The organism is Neptuniibacter sp. QD37_11 (assembly GCF_047778105.1).
In the GTDB taxonomy this organism is placed as follows: Bacteria; Pseudomonadota; Gammaproteobacteria; order Pseudomonadales; family Balneatricaceae; genus Neptuniibacter.
In genome coordinates, this window is record NZ_CP180552.1 from 1432659 (window position 1) to 1453841 (window position 21183).

The 21183-nt window shown below is 45.3% G+C and carries 26 protein-coding genes and 1 tRNA gene; 23 read left to right on the forward strand and 4 right to left on the reverse strand.

The window, feature by feature from the left end:
• Positions 1–39 precede the first annotated feature (39 nt).
• From ACMXYT_RS06430 to ACMXYT_RS06440, 3 genes are all read left to right on the forward strand, one after another.
• Positions 40–735, forward strand: coding sequence for a DUF3592 domain-containing protein (locus ACMXYT_RS06430; RefSeq protein WP_415900795.1), 696 nt, complete (start codon positions 40–42; stop codon positions 733–735).
• Between the two features lie 95 nt (positions 736–830).
• Entirely contained in the window at positions 831–1166 is a 336-nt protein-coding gene (locus tag ACMXYT_RS06435; RefSeq protein WP_415900797.1) for a cupin domain-containing protein, read from the forward strand.
• A complete protein-coding gene (locus tag ACMXYT_RS06440) occupies positions 1163–1735 on the forward strand; it encodes an O-acetyl-ADP-ribose deacetylase (protein WP_415912047.1) in 573 nt (190 codons plus the stop codon). The genes ACMXYT_RS06435 and ACMXYT_RS06440 overlap by 4 nt, the downstream gene beginning before the upstream one ends.
• Before the next feature lie 14 nt (positions 1736–1749).
• On the opposite strand, the gene ACMXYT_RS06445 is transcribed toward ACMXYT_RS06440, so the two are convergent.
• Positions 1750–2169: an Hsp20 family protein gene (locus ACMXYT_RS06445; protein WP_415881564.1), complete on the reverse strand. Its 420-nt coding sequence runs from the start codon at positions 2167–2169 to the stop codon at positions 1750–1752.
• A gap of 138 nt (positions 2170–2307) precedes the next feature.
• A complete protein-coding gene (locus ACMXYT_RS06450; RefSeq protein ID WP_415912048.1) occupies positions 2308–2727 on the reverse strand; it encodes a DUF2185 domain-containing protein in 420 nt (139 codons plus the stop codon).
• A gap of 192 nt (positions 2728–2919) precedes the next feature.
• Between ACMXYT_RS06450 and ACMXYT_RS06455 the strand changes: the two genes are divergently transcribed.
• The 15 genes from ACMXYT_RS06455 (at position 2920) to nadA (ending at position 14125) form a co-directional block, all read left to right on the forward strand.
• The gene (locus ACMXYT_RS06455; protein ID WP_415885039.1) at positions 2920–3201 is read left to right on the forward strand and encodes a DUF3622 domain-containing protein; all 282 of its coding nucleotides are present in this window, start codon (positions 2920–2922) and stop codon (positions 3199–3201) included.
• A 253-nt stretch (positions 3202–3454) separates the two neighbouring features.
• Positions 3455–3976, forward strand: coding sequence for a crossover junction endodeoxyribonuclease RuvC (gene ruvC / locus ACMXYT_RS06460; RefSeq protein WP_415896391.1), 522 nt, complete (start codon positions 3455–3457; stop codon positions 3974–3976).
• Between the two features lie 5 nt (positions 3977–3981).
• On the forward strand, positions 3982–4647 hold the full coding sequence (locus ACMXYT_RS06465) for a trimeric intracellular cation channel family protein (protein WP_415900802.1): 666 nt from the start codon (positions 3982–3984) through the stop codon (positions 4645–4647).
• A complete protein-coding gene (ruvA, locus tag ACMXYT_RS06470; protein WP_415900804.1) occupies positions 4648–5280 on the forward strand; it encodes a Holliday junction branch migration protein RuvA in 633 nt (210 codons plus the stop codon).
• 14 nt (positions 5281–5294) lie between these two features.
• Positions 5295–6305 (forward strand): Holliday junction branch migration DNA helicase RuvB, encoded by a 1011-nt coding sequence (gene ruvB, locus ACMXYT_RS06475; protein WP_415896389.1) that lies wholly within the window; start codon positions 5295–5297, stop codon positions 6303–6305.
• 131 nt (positions 6306–6436) lie between these two features.
• Positions 6437–6814, forward strand: a complete 378-nt coding sequence (locus tag ACMXYT_RS06480) for a TraR/DksA family transcriptional regulator (protein WP_415900806.1) — start codon at positions 6437–6439, stop codon at positions 6812–6814.
• A 220-nt stretch (positions 6815–7034) separates the two neighbouring features.
• A complete protein-coding gene (gene tolQ / locus ACMXYT_RS06485) occupies positions 7035–7703 on the forward strand; it encodes a protein TolQ (RefSeq protein ID WP_415884264.1) in 669 nt (222 codons plus the stop codon).
• A gap of 13 nt (positions 7704–7716) precedes the next feature.
• Positions 7717–8133, forward strand: coding sequence for a protein TolR (gene tolR, locus ACMXYT_RS06490; protein WP_415900808.1), 417 nt, complete (start codon positions 7717–7719; stop codon positions 8131–8133).
• Positions 8134–8142: 9 nt separating this feature from the next.
• On the forward strand, positions 8143–9030 hold the full coding sequence (gene tolA, locus ACMXYT_RS06495; RefSeq protein WP_415912049.1) for a cell envelope integrity protein TolA: 888 nt from the start codon (positions 8143–8145) through the stop codon (positions 9028–9030).
• Between the two features lie 46 nt (positions 9031–9076).
• Positions 9077–10384 carry a Tol-Pal system beta propeller repeat protein TolB gene (gene tolB, locus ACMXYT_RS06500; protein WP_415900811.1) on the forward strand — a complete coding sequence of 436 codons (1308 nt, stop codon included), beginning with the start codon at positions 9077–9079 and terminating at the stop codon, positions 10382–10384.
• A 97-nt stretch (positions 10385–10481) separates the two neighbouring features.
• Positions 10482–10994 carry a peptidoglycan-associated lipoprotein Pal gene (pal, locus tag ACMXYT_RS06505; RefSeq protein WP_415903393.1) on the forward strand — a complete coding sequence of 171 codons (513 nt, stop codon included), beginning with the start codon at positions 10482–10484 and terminating at the stop codon, positions 10992–10994.
• Between the two features lie 3 nt (positions 10995–10997).
• Positions 10998–11801: a tol-pal system protein YbgF gene (gene ybgF / locus ACMXYT_RS06510; RefSeq protein WP_415900814.1), complete on the forward strand. Its 804-nt coding sequence runs from the start codon at positions 10998–11000 to the stop codon at positions 11799–11801.
• Positions 11802–11819: 18 nt separating this feature from the next.
• Positions 11820–12503 carry a 7-cyano-7-deazaguanine synthase QueC gene (gene queC / locus ACMXYT_RS06515; RefSeq protein ID WP_415900815.1) on the forward strand — a complete coding sequence of 228 codons (684 nt, stop codon included), beginning with the start codon at positions 11820–11822 and terminating at the stop codon, positions 12501–12503.
• Between the two features lie 50 nt (positions 12504–12553).
• Positions 12554–12629: transfer RNA gene (locus ACMXYT_RS06520), tRNA-Lys, on the forward strand.
• A 443-nt stretch (positions 12630–13072) separates the two neighbouring features.
• A complete protein-coding gene (nadA, locus tag ACMXYT_RS06525) occupies positions 13073–14125 on the forward strand; it encodes a quinolinate synthase NadA (RefSeq protein WP_415885027.1) in 1053 nt (350 codons plus the stop codon).
• Between the two features lie 72 nt (positions 14126–14197).
• Here nadA and ACMXYT_RS06530 read toward each other — a convergent pair whose 3' ends face one another.
• Positions 14198–15634 (reverse strand): M48 family metalloprotease, encoded by a 1437-nt coding sequence (locus ACMXYT_RS06530; protein ID WP_415900816.1) that lies wholly within the window; start codon positions 15632–15634, stop codon positions 14198–14200.
• Positions 15635–15732: 98 nt separating this feature from the next.
• On the opposite strand from ACMXYT_RS06530, the gene ACMXYT_RS06535 reads away from it, so the two are divergent.
• A complete protein-coding gene (locus ACMXYT_RS06535; RefSeq protein ID WP_415891701.1) occupies positions 15733–15969 on the forward strand; it encodes a sulfurtransferase TusA family protein in 237 nt (78 codons plus the stop codon).
• Between the two features lie 12 nt (positions 15970–15981).
• Entirely contained in the window at positions 15982–17064 is a 1083-nt protein-coding gene (locus ACMXYT_RS06540) for an AI-2E family transporter (RefSeq protein WP_415900817.1), read from the forward strand.
• Positions 17065–17095: 31 nt separating this feature from the next.
• Here the strand turns inward: ACMXYT_RS06540 and ACMXYT_RS06545 are convergent, their stop codons facing one another.
• Positions 17096–17563 carry a peroxiredoxin gene (locus ACMXYT_RS06545; protein WP_415884277.1) on the reverse strand — a complete coding sequence of 156 codons (468 nt, stop codon included), beginning with the start codon at positions 17561–17563 and terminating at the stop codon, positions 17096–17098.
• Positions 17564–17863: 300 nt separating this feature from the next.
• Between ACMXYT_RS06545 and dapA the strand changes: the two genes are divergently transcribed.
• From dapA to ACMXYT_RS06560, 3 genes are all read left to right on the forward strand, one after another.
• Positions 17864–18739 (forward strand): 4-hydroxy-tetrahydrodipicolinate synthase, encoded by an 876-nt coding sequence (dapA, locus tag ACMXYT_RS06550; protein ID WP_415900819.1) that lies wholly within the window; start codon positions 17864–17866, stop codon positions 18737–18739.
• A 12-nt stretch (positions 18740–18751) separates the two neighbouring features.
• Positions 18752–20137, forward strand: coding sequence for an outer membrane protein assembly factor BamC (bamC, locus tag ACMXYT_RS06555; protein ID WP_415900820.1), 1386 nt, complete (start codon positions 18752–18754; stop codon positions 20135–20137).
• A gap of 86 nt (positions 20138–20223) precedes the next feature.
• Entirely contained in the window at positions 20224–21171 is a 948-nt protein-coding gene (locus ACMXYT_RS06560; RefSeq protein WP_415900822.1) for a D-2-hydroxyacid dehydrogenase, read from the forward strand.
• Positions 21172–21183: the final 12 nt, after the last annotated feature.

Genomic DNA, 21183 nt, shown 5'->3' on the forward strand with positions numbered 1-21183 from the left:
CGTTATTGTTAGAAAAATCATTCTATTAAGGATAATCGGATGAAAGCGATCTCAATCATTAAATACCTTTTCAGCCTGATTGGCTTAGGTCTGTTGATCCTAGCGTTTGTGTTATTCACAAATACTAAGAGCTTTTTGGAAACCGCTGTTACTGCTGAAGGAGAAGTTATAGAGCTAAGAGCCTCTAGAAGCAGTGATTCGCTTACTTATCATCCTGTCGTCTCATTTGTTACCAATGAAGGTCAGAAAGTGACATTTTCCTCGAGCGCTGGGAGTAACCCTCCTAGCTACTCGCAAGGTGAGGTGGTTGAGGTTCTCTACCAAACTAATTCGCCGCAAGACGCTAAGATTAATGGCTTTTTCACCCTCTGGGGTGGGGCAACCATTGTGGCTGGCCTTGGCGCTGTTTTCTTCATTGTTGGCATACTTATTCTAATATTTAGCGGTATGAAAGGCAGAAAACGTGATTACCTGAAAACTCAGGGTGTACCTATTAAAGCTCAGATTCATACGCTAGACAGGAACACCTGTATGGAAACGGATGGTGTAAGCCCGTTTGTGATTAGTTTGCAGTGGCACAATCCAGAAGATAACAAGATCTATCTGTTTAGAAGTGATGATATTTGGTTTGATCCGACTGAATATGTTGTGACTGATGAACTCACTGTTTATATCGACCGCAACAATCCTACTAAGTACCACGTTGATCTCTCATTTCTTCCGGAAGTTGCCTAACTTTATAACGTGTCACTTAAGTGTCATGAAAGTGGTTTATAAATTAATTGAGCAGGCAGTGACATTGTCTGCTCCAATCAGTGAGTGGTAGCACAATGAACCTCTATGACTTGTCAGGCTCGGGACCAGAATCAGAAAAGTTCGACCCGTTACTCTCTACTGATCAGTTTCGCATTGAACGTATTATCTCTCATGCCCACGCAACCCCCGAAGGGGAATGGTACGACCAAGCTTGGGATGAGTGGGTAATCGTTATCTCTGGAAGCGCTGGGCTTCGTACAGCAAATCCAGATCAAGAATTTACCCTGAATGCAGGTGACAGTTACTGTTTCCCTGCACATCAACGACACCGTGTTGAATGGACTGATTCTGATCAACCAACGATATGGCTCGCTGTTCACTACAATGAACCTAAGGAGGCTGGATCATGACAGCTAAAATTAGCTTTGTTCAGAACGATATTACCCAATTGAACGTTGATGCAATTGTTAATGCTGCGAACAACAGTTTGTTGGGTGGTGGCGGTGTAGACGGTGCAATTCATTCAGCAGCTGGACCCCATCTGTTAGCTGAATGTCGCACACTGAATGGCTGTGATACGGGCAAAGCGAAAATTACCCAAGGTTATCGTCTTCCTGCTGAATACGTTATTCATACGGTAGGGCCGGTTTGGCGGGGTGGTGATCATGGTGAGTCAGCACAGTTGGAAGCTTGCTATCGTAACTCGATGGCTTTAGCCAACGAAAACCATATCAAAACAATCGCATTTCCGGCGATCAGTTGTGGTGTTTATGGCTATCCATTGGAGCAGGCTGCAGAGATTGCGTTATTCACGGTTAAGAGTGAATTGAAAAAAGAGACAAGCGTTGAAGAGGTTGTATTTTGCTTGTTTAGTGATGAACTGCTTACGGTATATCAAAAGGCCTCAGATAAACTTCCTGAAGCCATTAAAAAAGGAGGCAACATGGCCTCCTTTTTTGTCCTAGAGCACTGTCAGTGAGAGCTCTGGCAGTATTAGTGCTCGATCTGGATCTGACGCGGCTTCATCGCTTCAGGGATCTCATGAATCAGATCAACATGAAGCAAACCGTTTTCCATCGAGGCTTTAGTCACTTTTACATGATCCGCTAGTTGGAAACGTCTTTCAAAATTACGCGCAGCTATACCTTGGTAAAGGTATTGGCGATCTTGAGTTTGTTCTTTCTTCTGACCCGTAATCGTCAGAGTCCCGCTTTCACTTTGAATATCTAATTCGTCTTTTTCAAAGCCTGCCACAGCCATGGTAATACGGTAATTATTTTCTCCAAGTAGTTCGATGTTGTATGGAGGAAATGAAGGCTGGTTGTCGTTGCGGTTAGCGTTATCTAGCATGTTAGCTAGACGGTCAAAACCAATGGCAGAACGGTATAGTGGAGATAGATCGAATTCACGCATCTGTATATCCTCATCAAGCAATATATCTAAATTTAAAAGTTTGGCTCCTCTCTTGAGCGAGCCGTTAACCGACCTCTTTTGAGCCTCGGTTAACTATTTAGATAATGTCACTTGATGAGAATTCAAGCGTAAGGGGGATTATTTTTCTTCTTCAACGTTAAATCGATCAACGTCGTTGGTGATTTCTACATCAACATTGTGCGAAGGAATACGGTAATCGTGCACACGTTCCCATGAGTCTGAGCCAGGAGCACGTTCCCAAACTGTACCAGCATTGTAGGTAACCAGTTCACTCAAGGATGGGTCTAGGCGGCACATCTTTTCTACTGGGACAGGAAGAAGGTTGGAAAGCTGATCTTCCAGAAACTCTTCGGTTTCATAACCCGTAAACATACGCCAGCCTGTATCGTTTAAGTGTTCAGGAACTGTCTTGTACATAAAACGAATAGGCAGGGTTTCATCAAAACAAAGCTTTGAAACCAGCGCTAAGAAGCCGTTTTTGGTTTGGTTAGTTTCGGATTCAGTAGTTTTAGGCGTATCAACGTCAACAGATTTCATGTGCACTCAAACAGTAATAATTAATTGCAGGCCTATTTTAAACGCTCATAGGGCCCTATGCCAGCCATTAAAAGGTTAAGAAAATGTGCTGCAGGTTACTTTATTAACCTAAAGTTACATAAATCAGTCTAACCCGATTACTAAGCGTGCTAGAATGCGCTGTTTTTACAGTCAGATCCTCAGGAAAAATAGATGGCCAAAGGTAAAAAGTACGATTTTCAGTTAGTTGCTGAAGGGGAAACTTGGAGTGCTCAGATCTTGCGTCAGGCAAGTGCACGTAAAACTGTTATCTCCAAACAGCAGGATGGCTTTGCGACTGAAGATGAGGCCAAGGTTTGGGCTGAAGCTGAATTAGAACAGTTTATGAGCCAGCAAGTAGAGCGTAACAAGCGTAAAGCGGAAAAGCGCGAAGAGCGTGCTGAGATAGAAGCGCGTCAGGCTGAAGCAAGAGCTCGATTCGAAGACGAAGAATAACCTTTGCTATATTTTTCAATTAGACAGTTCTGATTGGATGAGTATTGCTTCTATGGCAAGGATTTTAGTGACGGTCAAAATAAGCCCTATCTGTTTAGATAGGGCTTATTCGTTTTATAAAATAGAATGCCGTCATATCAGTGGCTATAACTGCCTTAAATCTATCTTCGATTATATTGTTGACCACAAAGCCTTCCTTAACAATTAAGACTACGTTATTCTTTGCTGTATAAATAACCAGTAGATTAGTTTGATGCTGATATTAGGAATAGACCCAGGCTCCCGAATCACCGGTTACGGTGTGATTAACTGCGTTGGCAATAAAAATGAGTATGTTGCCAGTGGTTGTATTCGTATTAAAGGTGATGAATTACCAGAGCGATTACAGCAGGTGTATACCGGTGTATCTGAAGTGATCGAGCGCTATTGTCCCCAGGAGTTTGCGATTGAGCAGGTGTTTATGGCACGTAATGCCGACTCTGCTCTAAAGCTTGGTCAGGCGCGTGGTGTCGCTATTGTTGCAGGTACTAATGCGGAGTTACCGGTTTACGAATATGCTGCTCGTAAAGTTAAGCAGTCGGTCGTAGGTAAAGGTTCGGCTGATAAATCACAAGTTCAGCATATGGTGGCACATATTCTAAAATTACCCGGCTTGCCTCAAGCGGATGCTGCCGATGCACTCGCAATTGCACTCTGTCATGCGCATACTCGTAATAGCTTAATTAAAACAGCCGGTTCTATGTCTAGTCGCAATGCCAGTTGGAGGCGTCAATAAACGTCATGAATGAGATGGCTTACGCTGATTTTATCTATATTGCTGATCTAATTGGAGTTGCAGTATTTGCAACTGCTGGGGCTTTAGCAGCTCAAGGTAAGCAGCTGGATATTCTAGGAGTGGTTGTTTTAGCGATAGTGACAGCTTTAGGTGGCGGCACGATTCGCGATATCACTTTAGATATTCATCCCGTTGTCTGGGTGGCAGATACCTCTTATTTATGGACTGCAATTATATCTGCGGTAGTTGCTTTCTTTGTCTGTCGATATATTCAGTACCCTCGACGCACTTTGTTAGTACTGGATGCTATGGGGCTGGCTCTGTTTGCCGTGTTAGGTGCCGAAAAAGCCTTAGGACTTGGTTTGCCGCCGATTATCGTTGTTATGATGGCCGTTATCACTGGTTGTGCTGGTGGTATGATTCGAGATCTTTTGACTGGGCAGATACCGCTAATTTTGCAGCGAGATGGTGAGCTTTATGCGACCTGTGCATTAGCAGGCTCGGTATTTTTTGTGGTGTTTCAGTCGTATATCCCTGGGCAGCCAGTAGCGCTGATCTCTATGGTAATCATCTTTGTATTGCGTATGGCTGCGATGTTCGCAGATCTCAGGTTGCCTGAGTTTATTGTGGCAGGTCATAAGCTAGAAAAATTAGATAAGGATAAAAAGTAAGTGATTGGTCGATTAAAAGGTGAGTTGTTAGAAAAACAGCCTCCACAGTTAGTGCTTGATGTAAATGGTGTGGGCTACGAAGTGGAAGCTTCTATGAACACATTTTATCGACTACCTGAAGTTGGATTGCAGGTAACGCTCTTTACCCACTTTGTCGTGCGAGAGGATGCGCAGTTACTTTATGGTTTTATCGATAAGCAAGAGCGTTCGCTTTTTAGAACCTTGATTAAGGCTAATGGCGTTGGGCCGAAATTGGCGATTACTATCCTTTCCGGTATTTCTACAACTGAATTTGTGCGTTGTGTAAATGATGGTGATACCGCGTCTTTGATTAAGTTGCCAGGTGTTGGTAAGAAGACCGCAGAACGCTTAATCGTAGAGATGAAAGACAAGATTAAAGCGCTTGGGTTGGAATCTTCGGATGAGTTTCAGCTATCGGCGGCAGATGGTCCTGATATGGCATCATTCGAAACGGTTAGTGATAACCGCGCTGAAGCAGAAAGTGCATTGGTCGCGTTGGGCTATAAGCCCGTTCAAGCAACTAAATCGATTGAGCAAGCGCATAAATCTCTTGGTTCTGGTGCGAGCTGTGAAGATCTTATTCGTGTCGCTTTACGCTCCATGGTTGGTTAATAGAGTAAATAGTTATGATTGAAGCTGATCGATTTATCTCGCCTTTAAGTAACCCAGTAGAAGAGGCGCATGATCGCGCTATCCGCCCGAAAGCGTTAGAGGATTACGTTGGCCAGCCTGTCGTTCGCGAGCAGATGGAGATCTTCATCCAAGCGGCGAAGATGCGTAATGAGGCGTTAGATCATACTTTGATATTTGGCCCGCCAGGTTTGGGTAAAACAACTTTGGCTAACATCATTGCCAATGAAATGGGTTCGGAGATCAAAACCACTTCTGGTCCTGTGCTTGAAAAAGCAGGGGATCTTGCAGCGTTGTTGACCAATCTTGAGCCAAATGACGTTCTATTTATCGATGAAATTCACCGTCTAAGCCCGAATGTTGAAGAGGTGCTCTATCCAGCAATGGAAGATTACCAGCTGGATATTATGATTGGTGAAGGCCCAGCAGCACGTTCTATCAAATTAGAACTACCTCCATTTACATTAGTGGGAGCGACAACACGCGCAGGTTTGCTGACCTCTCCGTTGCGTGATCGTTTCGGTATCGTGCAGCGCTTAGAGTTTTATAACGTTGAAGATCTGACCAGTATTGTTGCTCGATCAGCAGACCTTTCTGGGACTAAGATCGATACGCAAGGTGCGTGCGAAGTGGCAAAACGATCTCGCGGTACGCCGCGTATTGCTAACCGTTTGTTGCGCCGTGCCCGAGATTACGCTGAAGTAAAAGGTGATGGTGTAATTGATAGTGATATCGCCGATCGTGCACTAAATATGTTGAACGTCGATCACCATGGTTTCGATCATCTCGATCGTCGTATGTTGCTGACTATGATTGAAAAATTTGGTGGCGGTCCTGTTGGTGTAGAAAGCCTTGCTGCTGCAATTAGTGAGGAGCGTGACACCATTGAAGATGTGCTAGAGCCTTATCTAATTCAGCAAGGGTTTGTGATGCGCACGCCGCGCGGTCGAGTTGTAACAGATCATGCTTATCAGCACTTCGGAATCGCCAAGCCTGAAGAGGCTTAAAATACGATCTGGATCAATAAACCCTATAAAAAATAGGATTTGTTGGTTAATCTGACATCAATCAAGATACGACAGAAGAAAAGCCGTCTAATATGCCTGCCAAATAACTGAAAAAAATAACAGGTAACAATATGACGGCCATACTTCGTAATGCAGAGATCACTGCATTCCGACTTGAGCTTAATCGTTTACTTATTCAGCTAAAAGCCGAGCTCGAAGAAGAGTTGCGAGACCAAATCTCATCTACTTCTGTATCCGAAGTGCGAGATATCGGTGAAGAAGTGGAACACGCTGTTGAGTTGGAGCGTCAGTTTGAAACGCTTCAGCGTCATCATGACGAGATTGCTGAATGCCAAGAAGCGCTTAAGCGTATTGAAGAGGGGAGCTTTGGAGAATGCATCAACTGTGGTGAGGAGATCGAGCTGACACGTCTAAAGGCTAACCCTACTGCATCACGCTGTATACGTTGCCAATCTATCCACGAATCTGCGTTAAAGAAAATCGCCTAGATCTATTCGCCAGCTATCTAATCTGATAGCTGGAAAACCCTTCCCAAACAGTCAATTCAAACGCTGGTTTTTCCTTGTATTAATCGCCATGACTGTTATTGTTGTGCCTTCATTTTTTTATCTATTAAATGGATGGAACTTATTGGTTTTTGACGAATCACAAAGCCGGTAAATTGTATCCTGTACCAAATTTTTAGAGGGAAGTGCTGTGGTCGAAAAAATGTCGATCTGGAGTCTGGTTGCCGACGCAAGTATCGTGGTTCAACTAGTAATGTTAATGCTTTTATTAGCGTCAGTACTTTCTTGGGTGATGATCTTTCAGCGCCAATCGGTGTTAAGCAGCGCGCGTAAATCACTTCGTAACTTTGAAGATCGCTTCTGGTCTGGTGTCGATCTTGGCCAACTTTTCCGAGAGATTAATCACGAACCAAATTCTGACTGTGGTGCCGAGAATATCTTCCGCGCGGGTATCAAAGAATATACGCGTCTAACTCAGCAAGCAGGTTATGACCCAGATTCAGTCATGGACGGCGTGCAGCGTAGTATGCGTGTAGCGCTAGCGCGTGAAGAAGATAAGCTAGAAAAGCACCTGCCATTCCTCGCAACAGTAGGTTCTACCAGCCCTTATATCGGTCTGTTTGGTACAGTATGGGGGATAATGAACTCCTTCCGTGGTTTGGCGAATGTTCACCAAGCGACATTGTCCGCTGTAGCACCAGGTATCGCCGAGGCTTTGATCGCTACAGCGATTGGTCTATTTGCGGCGATTCCAGCCGTAATTGCTTATAACCGCTACTCTGCGCAGGTTGAGTATCTGTTAGGTAACTACGAAACCTTTGCTGACGAATTCTCTTCTATCTTGCATCGTCGTATGCACGCATCCAACTAAGCGGGTTTGATCGATGATCAGACGGCATAAGAAAAAACGTAAGTTAAATGCTGACATTAATGTGGTGCCCTACATTGATGTCATGATGGTGCTATTGGTGATCTTTATGGTTACAGCACCGATGCTGACACAGGGCGTTAATGTTGATCTGCCTAAAGCAGCGGCAGAGCCTGTCGATGACGAAGATAATGAACCGGTTATCGTGACGGTTAATGCCGAAGGTGAGTACTTCATCGATATTGGTGGTGACCCTAAAGAAGCGGTTACGGCGGATATTGTTCAGGATCGTGTGGCCAAAATTTTAGCAAGTAACCCTAAGAAAATGCTGCTGGTACGCGGTGATCGTAATGTGAATTACGATTCGGTTGTGCAGTTGATGGTTTTGTTACAGCAAGCAGGCGCGCCGAGCGTAGGCTTGGTGACGGAGTAGGGGTTGATTTTGCGACCGGGTAGTTATCTTCTTCCTACAGTCCTTGCTGTCATACTTCATATCTTTGTTGTGGTTTTGTTGGCACAGAGCTGGTTTGAGCACAAAGAGGAGAAGCGTAAAGTCCCTCGTCATGTTCAGGCGCAGATTGTCGACCTGACCACGCTATCTGCTCAGCGTAAAGAAGCCTCTGAAGCTAAGGCCAAGCAGAAGGCGGATCAAATCCGCAAAGCTGAAGAAGATAAGAAGCGTAAAGCGGACGAAAAACGTAAGCAGGAAAAAGCTAAGAAAGAAGCTGAAAAGAAAAAACAGCTAGAGAAAAAGAAAGCTGAGGCTGAAAAGAAGCGTAAAGCTGACGAAAAACGTAAGGAAGACGCTAAAAAGAAAGCTGAACAAGATCGTTTAAAGAAGGCTGCAGCTGAGAAAAAACGTAAAGCCGACGAAAAGAAACGTAAAGCAGCCGAGAAGAAAGCGGCTGAAGAGAAGAAAAGAAAAGCTGAAGCAGCAGCGAAAAAACAAGCAGAAGAAAAAGCCCGCAACGAAGCGCTGATGCAGGCGTTGCAGGCAGAAGAAGCGGCGCTGCAAGCTGAAGAGCAGCGTGCTGCGGCAATGAGCTATGAGGCGTATATCGTCACGCAGATTACCCGGAACTGGCGTCGTTCACCGACTGCACGAAATGGTATGGTGGTAGAAATTACCGTACATTTCTTACCATCAGGTCGTGTAAATGATCTGTATGTTAGTAAATCTAGTGGTGATGCTCGTTTCGATAACGATGCCTTGCGTGCGATTGAGCGGGTACAAGTATTTGAAAAACTTCAGGAGATGGATTCGGTTGTGTTTGATCGATACTTCCGTAAGCGTGTATTGCGTTTCCGTCCTGAAGATCTACGGGATTAAGCCTGTTTTTAACTGGTATGGCGGCTATGTGTTTAAGGAGAACTAAATGAACAGAGTTTTACAGCGAGTAATAGCTACATTTGCGCTGTTGTTTTCGGTTTCCGTAATCGCTGAAGGTGATTTGGCAATCGAAATTACCCAAGGTATTGATGAGCCTACACCAGTCGCTGTTGTACCGTTTTCTTGGGATGGTAGCTTTGCTTTACCGGAAGATATCGCGCAGATCGTATCTGATGACTTAGGCCGTACCGGTCTATTCTCGATAATGGATCGCCGCAATATGCTGAGCTTTCCAAACAAGCGTGATCAGGTTTACTTCCGCGATTGGCGCGTGAGCAAAACTGAGTTTCTATTGATCGGTCGTCAGTTGCCATCTGAAGGTAAAGAGCTAAAAGTAGAGTTTGAACTTTACGATGTGCTTAAAGAGCAGCAGCTACTAGCAGAGCGTGTATCGGGTAGCCAAGCGAATATGCGTGATATCGCTCACTATATCTCGGATATGGTGTACGAAAAGCTAACCGGTGTTCGTGGTGCATTTTCAACTCGTATCGTTTATGTAACGGCTCAACAGTTTGGTGGTGGTAAAGGTCGTTATCGTTTGAAGATGGCTGATTCCGATGGTGCGCGTCCAATCACGATTCGTGAACAGAGCGAGCCGCTGATGTCTCCGGCTTGGTCTCGTGATGCGTCTAAATTGGCCTATGTGTCTTTTGAATCCGGTAAGCCTGCTATCTACATTCAGTATTTAGCGACAGGTAAGCGAGAAAAGGTTCAGTCGTTCCGAGGCTTGAATGGTGCGCCGGCTTGGTCACCTGACGGTAATAAACTTGCGATAGTGTTATCTAAAGATGGTAACCCTGAGGTTTATGTTCTAGACCTGCGTTCTCGTAGCCTGGCGCGAATTACTCACCATTATGGCATCGATACGGAACCTTCTTGGTCGCCTGATGGTCAGTCACTTATCTTTACCTCTGACCGTGGTGGTCAGCCGCAGATTTATCGTATTCATCTGCCAACACGTCAGTTAGAGCGTGTAACTTATGAAGGTAACTATAACTCCCGTGGTCGTTTGACTCAGGATGGTCGTTTCTTGGCGATGGTTCACCGTGGCGTAGATAACGTATTCAGAATTGCAGTTCAGGATCTTAAAACAGGTCGTTTAGATATCCTGACCGATACATTTTTAGATGAGTCCCCAACCATTGCGCCGAATGGCAGTATTATTCTGTATGCTACGCAAAAAGGTGTAAGAGGGGTCTTGGGCGGCGTTACCTTAGATGGTGGTGTGCGCTTCATTTTACCGGCAAGTAGTGGTGATGTTAGGGAACCAGCATGGAGCCCCTACTTGCAATAAAAGTTTATAGACATTAACTTATGTTCAGATTTGGACATGGCGGCATTCAATAATATTTTGCTTGCTGGGAAGACCAGCAAATATACAGGAGTGATCAATGCGAGCTTCCAACGTAACTAAAGCAGCTGCACTAGCGCTATCCGTAGCATGGGTAGCAGGTTGTTCTACAGGTGGTTCATCTACTGAAGGTGGCGCAACTACAGGTACTGATACTGGCACTACACAAGGTGTTAATCAGGGTTCTGTTTCCGGCTCTTCAATGGATTCTGTTGCTAACCTACAAACTGTTTTCTACTTCGATTTCGATAAATCAGTAGTTAAAGCAGGCGGCTTTGCTGATCTAGAGAAGCATGCAGCTTACCTTGCTGCTAATCCATCTGTTCAGGTTGTACTGGAAGGTCATGCCGATGAGCGTGGTACGCGTGAGTACAACATCGCGTTAGGCGAACGTCGTGCTAAAGCGGTTTCTCGTTTTATGCAGGTTAACGGTGCATCTGCTTCTCAGATCGAAACTGTTAGCTTTGGTGAAGAAAAACCAGCGATTTTGGGTCACAGCGAATCTAGCTGGAGCCAGAACCGTCGTGTGGAACTGAAGTACGTATCTCGTTAATTTATGACTTCGAACTCTACCGTTCTTTCTACTGCATTAGCGCTGGCGATCAGCGCTAATGTTGTAGCAGAAGAAGTACCCGTTATTGAGTTGGGTGTTGGCGCTTCGCCTGCCAATGTTCAACAGCCTTCCTACAATGCCCACTCGGCTTCAAAAAATAGTGAACTGATACTTATCGTCCAGCAGTTGCAGGACGAAGTGCGTTCTCTACGTGGTCAAGTAGAGCAGCAAGATTACCGCCTAAAGCAGATGGAACGCCAACAGCTAGAACGCTATCGCGATCTAGATGGTCGTATCACCGCTTTAAGGGATCCCGCTTTAACACCGCCAGCTACGTCTGGCCAGTTAGGTGCTGATAACGCGCCGGTGTTAGAGGGAAGTTCATCGGTATCTAGACCGCAAGTGCCAGCAGATGTTGCGCCTTTAGCGCCATCAGCGGGTGATGCACAGGCTTATCGTGAAGCCTTTGGTCTGGTTAAGGTGAGAAACTTCCCAAAAGCGGCTGAAGCATTTTCTGCTTTTGTGAAGGATTACCCACAAAGTGTACGTTTGCCTAATGCTTACTACTGGCTAGGTGAGATTCACTTAGCAGAGCAAAAGCCTGAACAAGCGCGTGAATCATTCGTGCAGGTGTTAACTCAGTTCCCGGATAACCCGAAAGCGCCGGATGCAGCGTATAAGCTAGGTATCATCTACAATCAGTTAGGTGACACAGCTAAGGCAACCGAATACCTTGATCTGGTAATCAATAAATACCCTGATTCTGATGCGGTTCGCTTAGCTAAAGAGTTTAAGCGTCAGCTCTAATCAATCTTTGGAATACACATGAATTCTTCTGCTTCAAAAAAAGCAGTGGTGTTGCTGTCTGGTGGTCTGGATTCAGCAACAGCGCTGGCAATGGCTGCTGAACGTGGCTACAGCTGTTATGTATTGAGCTTTGATTACGGTCAGCGCTCTTTAACTGAGTTAAATGCGGCTAAGAAAATTGCCAAGCAACTTGATGCGGCTGAACACCGTGTCATCCGTCTTCACTTAGAAGATTTTGGTGGCTCAGCACTAACAGACCACAGCATCGATGTACCAGAAGAGGAAACCGATGAGATTCCGGTGACCTACGTTCCGGCACGAAATACAGTTTTCATGTCCTTAGCACTAGGTTGGGCTGAAGTACTGGAAGCTGATGCGATCTTTATTGGTGTCAATGCAGTCGATTACTCCGGTTACCCTGATTGTCGTCCAGAATATATTGCTGCCTTCGAAACCATGGCAAACCTTGCGACTAAGCGTGGCGTTAGTGGCGATCCAATCAAGATTGAAACACCGCTGATCGACCTAACCAAAGAAGAGATCATCCAAGAGGGTACTCGTCTGGGTGTTGATTACGGTTTGACGGTTTCCTGCTACCAAGCAGACGATGAGGGCCAGGCATGCGGCGCGTGTGATAGTTGTCGTTTGCGCGCAAAAGGCTTTGTTGATGCAGGCTTGGAAGATCCGACCCGATATCAATAAAAAAGCCTTGCTTTTGCATTAAGGATACGTAAAATACGCGTCCTCTGTGTGGGTCGTTAGCTCAGTCGGTAGAGCAGTTGGCTTTTAACCAATTGGTCATAGGTTCGAATCCTATACGACCCACCACCACTTTAAAACTCCAGCCTTCGAGCTGGTTTTTTTATGTCTGAAATTCGGCGGAAAACGGTAAGAAACAGCTAAATGCAGCTTGAATCAGCCGAGCCCAGCCGAACCCAGCCGAACCCAGCCGAACCCAGCCGAACCCAGCCGAACCCAGCCGAACCCAGCCGAACCCAGCCGAACCCAGCCGAACCCAGCCGAACCCAGCCGAACCCAGCCGAACCCAGCCGAACCCAGCCGAACCCAGCCGAACCCAGCCGAACCCAGCTGAACCCAGCTGAACCTAGCTGAACCTAGCTGAACCTAGCTGAACCTAGCTGAACCTAGCTGAACCTAGCCGCTTTTATGCTATACTACGTCCCCTAATTTTTATCTGGGTGATCCTCAGGTAATAAAGCTACCTAGGTGAGCAGGTAGTCGATCAGTACAACTTATGAGTATTACGTCACATGTTGAGCCAACAGGATATTTCAGATCGCATCCTCGTGCAGGAGCACTTCGCTAAAGAACACTTGCCTCTAGATATGACTATGGAGCAGGTTGAAGAGTATAAGCAGAAGATTAAAAAACTGCTAAAAGAGAAAGATGCTTGTCTGGTAGCGCATTATTACACCTCAGCAGTTCTGCAGCAGCTAGCAGATGAAACAGGTGGCTGTGTATCTGACTCTTTAGAGATGGCGCGTTTTGGTAATGCTCATTCTGCTAGCACGTTGGTTGTTGCTGGTGTTAAGTTTATGGGCGAAACGGCTAAGATCCTTACGCCGGAAAAGCGCGTAATTATGCCAACAATTGAAGCGACTTGCTCTCTTGATATTGGTTGTCCAATCGAAGAGTTCTCCGCATTCTGTGATGCTCATCCAGACCACGAAGTGGTTGTTTATGCCAATACTTCTGCCGCTGTAAAAGCGCGTGCCGATTGGGTGGTGACTTCCAGCATTGCACTACAAGTTGTTGAGCACTTAGCGGATCAAGGTAAAAAGATTATCTGGGCGCCAGATAAGCACCTAGGCACTTACGTACAGCGTCAAACAGGTATTGAGATGCTGATGTGGGATGGCGCTTGTATCGTACACGAAGAGTTTAAAGCGCAGGGTATTCTAGACCTTAAAAAGGTTTACCCTGATGCAGCGGTGCTGGTTCACCCAGAATCACCAGATTCAGTCGTAGAGATTGCGGATGCGGTCGGTTCTACCACGCAAATTATCAATGCTGCACGTGATCTGCCAAATGAGCAGTTTATTGTTGCGACGGATAAAGCGATCTTCTATAAGATGCAACAAGCAGCGCCAGGTAAACAGTTTATTGAAGCGCCTACTGGCGGTTCTGGCGCAACTTGCCGTAGCTGTGCTCACTGTCCTTGGATGGCGATGAACGGTCTAGAGAGCGTGCTTCACGCACTAGAAACAGGGCAAGATGAGATCCACGTCGATGAATCCCTAATCGTCGATGCTCGCAAGCCCTTACAGCGAATGCTCGATTTCTCGGCAGAGCTGAATAAGTAAATTTGAAACCCGCGAAAGCGGGTTTTTTATTGCCAATAGATGTTGTTTCAGTTGCCGTGTAGGTGTCTTAAATCAATAATCCAACTTCAAAGATTCCCTAATCTCTTTCGCATCTTCCTGCCTTTGCTCTAACCTAGCGCGTTCAGTGCTGCTAATTGTTGGTTCACGCAAAGCATAATCGATCTGCCTTAGGGCTCTATCCACATTGGCAGTTAGCAGGAAGTATTCAACGCGGGCTTCGTGTACGCCGACAATATCGCCAGCCAATCCGTAGGCTTCTGCCAGCAGGTACCATGCGCGGCTGTCATTAGAATCTTTCTCGACCAGATCTTCATAAGCTTGTACCGCAAGGTGCGGTTGGTTTAGCTTGATTTGCGTATCGGCGTATATAAACGACACTGCTTGGCTGCCCGGGAATAGGTTTCTAAGATGTTGCAGTTGCTTCGCGGCCTCTCGGTAGTTCTCTTTACCGAGTTCAAGTTCTGCTTTGATTAAACGAGCGCTTAGGCGGCTTTTAAAGCTTTTGCTAAAGCGGTTGATGTTCTTTTGCGCAAGCTCAAAGTCTTTAACCGCTATCGCAGTATGGGCAATAGCGTATCTTAAGCTGTCGTTGTCCTGCTGTTTTTGCGTGTTTAGGTATTTCTCTAACAGCTGTTTTTGATCTTTAGCGTATCCGGTACGAATACGTGCGCTAGCGATATTAAAGTGGATGCTGTTTTCTTTGGCATTAATCACATTGATTGTTTCAGCACGGTTTAGTGCGTCAGATACACGTGATTGGGTCACTGGGTGAGTTAGCAAAAATTCTGGCGGTATACGGCTAAAGCGCGCTTGTTGCTGCAGTTGGCGGAACATATCGGCCATAGATTTTGGATCGTAGCCTGCTTGAGTCAGGGTTTGCATGCCTATGTAATCGGCTTCACGTTCATTCTGGCGGCTAAAAGAGAGGCGTGAAGAGGCGGAGGCTGCCATCGATGATTGCATGCCGACAACGCCTGCTTCAGGATCTGCTGCCGCTAATAAGATGCTGCCTAATAAACTGGCAATGAAGAAAGGCTTGTTGCGGCGTTGTTCTTCTAGTTGTGAAGCAAAATGGCGTTGGCTTAAGTGAGCTAGCTCATGTGCGAGTACTGAGGCTAACTGCGCTTCATTTTGTGCTGTAAGGAGTAGACCGGTGTGAACACCGATAATGCCACCTGGTGCTGCAAAGGCGTTAACGGTAGGATTATCCAGAACCAAAATTTCTAAGCGGCGATCCGTGAGTTGACTATATGTGACTAAATTCCAAGTGAGTTCTTCGACATATTGGCTTACAACTGCATCTTTATATAAGCGTGAGCTGCCGCGAAGCATGCGCACCCAAGCGCGACCCAAAAGGTATTCTTGTTGCTGAGAGATAATGCTGTAACCACTGCCACCGATATCGGGTAGTTGGGTATCTGCTTTCAGGCTTAAGGGTGAAACACTTAACAAGATTGTTAAGAGGAAAGCAATAAGTCCATTGTGCATACTGGTATCCGAAAAAGCCCGTGCTAATACAAACAAGAATGGTATATAGTGCTGAACTTAATTGATAACGACAACAAAAATTACGTTAAGAAAAGTTAATGACTACACATTCGTTCGACGAGACATTAGACGCGTCTGGATTAAATTGTCCTTTGCCGCTCCTGAAAGCTAAACAAGCGCTTAATAAATTGGAAGCGGGTAAAGTGTTAAAAGTTATCGCTACTGATAGTGGTTCTATCAGAGATTTTAAAGCCTATGCCGATCAATCTGACCATGAATTGTTGGAATCGTTCACTGATCAGGAACCTTATGTTTATCTGATTCGTCGAGGCTAAGCAGGGTTTCTTATGCGCAAGATATTTAGTAAATGGATAGAGCGCTACTTTTCGGACGAAGAGGCGTTGTTGCTCTTTGTTTTGTTAGGCGCTGCATTGCTGGTGATCCTGACCTTAGGTCAGGCTTTGGCGCCGGTTTTTGCGGGTATTATCCTAGCATTTTTGATGCAGGGTGGGGTTAATCGCTTAAAGCAGTTGAATGTTCCGCACCTACTTTCGGTCATACTGGTATTTTTGGCTTTTGTCGGTGGTTTGGCTGCGCTGTTCTTGATTGTTATGCCGTTGGCATGGCGTCAGGCGGTCAATCTGTTTAATGAGCTCCCCGGCATTTTATCGGAAATCCAGTCGGTATTACTTCTATTACCGCAGAAGTACCCAGAGTTTATATCGGAGGCTCGCATTTTAGAGCTGATCGACCTTGCTGCTGCTGAACTGTCGCAGATGGGACAGTTGGTGGTGACCTTCTCTTTAAACTCGATTACCGGGGTGATGGCGTTACTGATCTATCTAGTGTTGGTGCCTATTTTAGTCTTCTTCTTCCTTAAGGATGGGGCAGTAATGACTAAGTGGTGGGTATCATTTTTGCCTGAAAAGCGCGATATGATGACCAGCGTTTGGACTGAAATGGATGATCAGATTGCTAACTATATCCGCGGTAAAGCTATAGAGATTATCGTAGTAGGTACTGTGACCTATATTACCTTTATCTTCTTAGGTATTAACTATGCGGCGCTATTGGGTATTTTGGTCGGATTATCTGTACTGATCCCATATATTGGTGCAGCACTGGTAACGATTCCAGTAGCGTTGATTGCTTTCTTCCAGTGGGGCTGGAGTAGTGAATTTATGACCCTGATGGTAGCGTACGGCATTATTCAAGCGTTGGATGGTAACGCACTTGTTCCGTTGTTATTCTCTGAGGCGGTAAACCTGCATCCGGTTGCGATTATCGTAGCGGTATTGGTATTTGGCGGACTTTGGGGATTCTGGGGATTGTTCTTCGCGATTCCGCTAGCAACTTTGATCAAGGCTATTTTGAGCTCTTGGCCTAAGGCGAAACAGCATCCTGTAGAATTAGAAGAAAGCGGTGTTTAAACACCGCTTTTTTTGTATCTGTTATTCTGATTTATAGTGCTTGAGCCGCAGCGAGTACTTCGTCGACATGACCTTTAACTTTTACAGTACGCCACTCCTGTCGTAATACGCCTTCAGCATCAATCAAGAATGTAGAGCGGTCGATACCCATGTACTCGCGACCATAGTTCTTTTTCAGCTTGATTACGTCAAATAGTTTACACAGTTCTTCATCTGGATCGCTGATCAGCTCGAATGGAAACTCTTGTTTTGCTTTGAAGTTTTCATGAGCGCGCATGCCGTCACGAGAAACGCCGAAAATCACAGTATTTGCTGCTTCAAACTGATCAATAGCGTCGCGGAAATTCTGCCCTTCGGTTGTGCAGCCAGGTGTACTGTCTTTAGGGTAGAAATAGATAACAATGTTTTTGCCCTTCAGTGCATCCAGTTCAACAGTCTGCTCGCTAGTGGCTTGAGCGGTAAAAGATGGGACTTTTTGATCAATAGCAACGTTGCTCATAGTAAATCCTTAGTGATGATGGCTACTCAACAAAGTATAAAATCGTATAGAATACGTCTCTTAATACGATACCAGATATGGTTTAGATTATAAGTGATCTATTACACGAGTAATTGGCAATCTTTTGTGAGTGAAAGTAGAAATATTCCTTCTTAGCCCTCTATTTGGATCGACCTAAGGAAAAATTGAATCTTTTCAGCCGCCTAGGGTCGATTAGTCAAGTTTTAAGGTTGTAATACGCACTAGGGCAGAGTAGTTTTGTCCTTTGCAAAACCTGATATAAATCTCATGGAGAAAAAAATGATTACTGGCAGCATTGTTGCTCTTGTTACCCCTATGCTTTCTAACGGAGACGTCGATTGGGATTCCCTAGACAAACTGGTAGATTGGCATCTGGATAAGGGCACTGATTCCATCGTCGCTGTGGGCACTACGGGTGAGTCCGCTACACTAAACTGCGATGAGCATTGCCAAGTGATTAAACGTGTAGTTGATCGTGTTGCAGGCCGCATCCCAGTGATTGCAGGCACAGGTGCAAACTCAACTTCCGAAGCAATCGAACTAACTGCTGAAGCTAAAAATGCGGGTGCAGATGCGTGTTTGCTTGTGACGCCTTACTACAACAAGCCGACTCAAGAAGGTTTGTACCAGCATTACAAAGCGATTGCTGAAGCAGTAGATATCCCGCAGATCCTTTACAACGTGCCGGGTCGTACTGCTTGTGATATGCAGACTGAAACTGTGCTTCGCCTTGCTGAGATCAGCAACATTGTGGGTGTTAAAGAAGCAACAGGTGACGTGCCTCGCGGTATCGATCTAATTTCGAAAGCGCCAGAGGACTTTGCTGTGTACTCTGGTGATGATGCTACTGCAGTAGAGCTAATGCTCGAGGGTGGTAAAGGTAACATCTCTGTAACTGCAAATGTTGCACCTGCTGAGATGGCTGAAATGTGTGCTTTGGCGATGTCTGGTAAAGCAGAAGAAGCGCGTACGCTAAATAACAGCCTAATGCCACTTCACGAAAAACTGTTTGTTGAAGCGAACCCAATTCCGGTTAAATGGGCGCTAGCTGAAATGGGCTACATGGGGCTAGGTATTCGTTTGCCTCTAACTGTACTAGCAGAAGAGTGTCACGAGACTGTTCGTGAAGCGATGCGTAGCACTAACATTATCTAAGCGACTATATTCATGAAGAAAATTGTATCTGTATCAGTGGTTACTGGAGCGCTGCTTTCTGGCTGCAGTATGTTGGATGATAACCCGATCTACGGTGACAACGGCATAGTGCGTGACCGTAGTCAGGATTATGAATTGGCGCAAACGAGCCAACGCCTAGAGATGCCAGGACATCTAAAAGCGAAGCAGACAGCAGATACATTGGCTATTCCTGAAATTAGTAATGTAGCGACGACGCGTACGGGGGGCTTCGATGTTCCTCGTCCTGAGTTCTTTTACGCTGAAGCAGGTAGTGAATCTGTTAACCTGAAACGTGAAAACGGTGAAAAACTTATCATTGTTGATGAAGGTATTACCAGTGTTTGGGTGAAACTGCAGGAGTTTTGGCAGTTTAATGGTGTTGATATAGTCAAGTCTGATCCACGTCAGGGTCGTATGGAAACTCAATGGATCCATCACGACGCTAAAGAATTTGGTTTCGTCGATACCTGGGTTAAGCGTTTAACCTTCCAAGATATCCCTGGTGATGCTAAAGATAAATTGCGAGTTAGCTTAAGACCTGTGGCAGGTGATCCTTCTCGAACTACTATCGGTATGGAACATGTTCGGTTTGCGGCTGAGGAAGAGGTAACAAACATTGATTGGGCTACTCAAGCTCAGGGAGTTACCTTCAAGTCTGATATGATGTTTGAGATGCTGCGTTACTTAGGTAAAGCGTCTGGTCAACGAAATGCTCAAACACTTATTGCTTTCAACGAAAAACGTCGTGTAGGTACTCAACTAGGTCGTGATTCCCGTGGTAATCCTGTTCTGAAGATGAACACGGATGCTTCTACTGCTTGGAATGAGATCAGCGTAGCGGTGGACAAAGCGGATATGGATGTAGGTACTCGTGATTCAGATACGGGTTACTTCTATATGACCTATACAACTTCTACACCGTTTGAAAATGTTGAAGAACAAGGTTTCTTTGAGTGGCTTCACTCTGATCGAGGTGATATTAAACTCGATACGAGTGCTATCTCTGAGGCGTTGGGTATCAACACTGAAGAACAGGGTGGTATAAGTTATACAACAGGTAAAACTGCTGCTTATCTTCAAGGTGTGAAAGAGGGTGAAGCGAAAGATTCCCTAACTGACCCAGAAGATGAAGGTAACAAAAAAGGTTATAAGATCTGGTTCGCTGGCAAACCTATCTACGTCTTCGGTGGTGAAGATTCTGGTATCTACAATGAATCTACTGGTAAGTATGAGCACACCGGTCAGTATCAGTTGAAACTTATCAGAACTCGTGCAGGTGTATTCTTAAGTGTATTAACCTCTCAAGGGTTGTCGGCTCCATCTATTGTGGCTGAAGAAATTCTTTGGGAAATTAAAGAGAATTTACCGAAAGCATAAAAGATGGTGTTGCGAGCAATATCATCTTATTAAGAAGGGCCGCAAGGCCCTTTTTTTGTGGTTTTTTATATCAGTAGGAGTGATTTATGCGTGCTGTAGTTTTGGATTTAAAAGGGCTGGAAACGATAGATCTTTCTCCTATCGAAAAGAGTGTTTCAGAATTGGTCTGCTATGAATTAACTCGGTCAGATCAGGTGCTTGAACGAGTTAAGGGTGCAGATATATTAATTACCAATAAAACTGCGATTACGGCTGATGTAATGGATGCTGCTGAGCAGCTTAAATATATCTGTGTGCTTGCAACAGGCACGAATGTGGTTGATAAGGTTGCGGCTGCTGAGCGAGATATCCCAGTGTCTAATTGTGTTGCTTATGGGGTCAGCTCTGTTGTGCAGCATGTATGGTCAATGATTTTAGCTTTGCACACTAATTTGGTTTCTTACGCTAACGATGTACAAAAAGGTCAGTGGCAGCGTTCTGACCAGTTCTGTTTTCTGGATTATCCGATTGTAGAACTTGAAGGTAAGACGCTTGGTATTATTGGTTACGGAAACCTAGGGCAGGGCGTAGCGAGTGTAGCGTCTGCTTTTGGAATGAAGGTATTGGTGGCACAAAGCTTGAGCAGTAACGGTCAAAATCCAGATAGAGTAAGTTTGGATGAGTTGATTGAGACATCGGATGTGATCAGCCTGCATTGTCCATTAACAGATGATACGGAAAATTTATTTGATCGTTGCACCTTCAAGCAGATGAAAAACACGGCGTTTTTAGTTAATTCGGCTCGAGGTGGAATAGTGAATGAGAAGGATCTTGCGGATGCGCTAAAGTCTGCTGAAATCGCGGGCGCAGCAACGGATGTACTCACTGTAGAACCGCCAAAAGATGGTAACCCTTTGTTAGATCCGTCTATACCTAATCTATTGGTGACGCCGCATATCGCTTGGGGAACGCTAGAAGCTCGTACCCGCATTATTCAGCAAACAGCAGACAATATTCAGGCGTTCTTACGAGGTGAGCACGCTAATCCTGTTTAATTCTTGAGATGC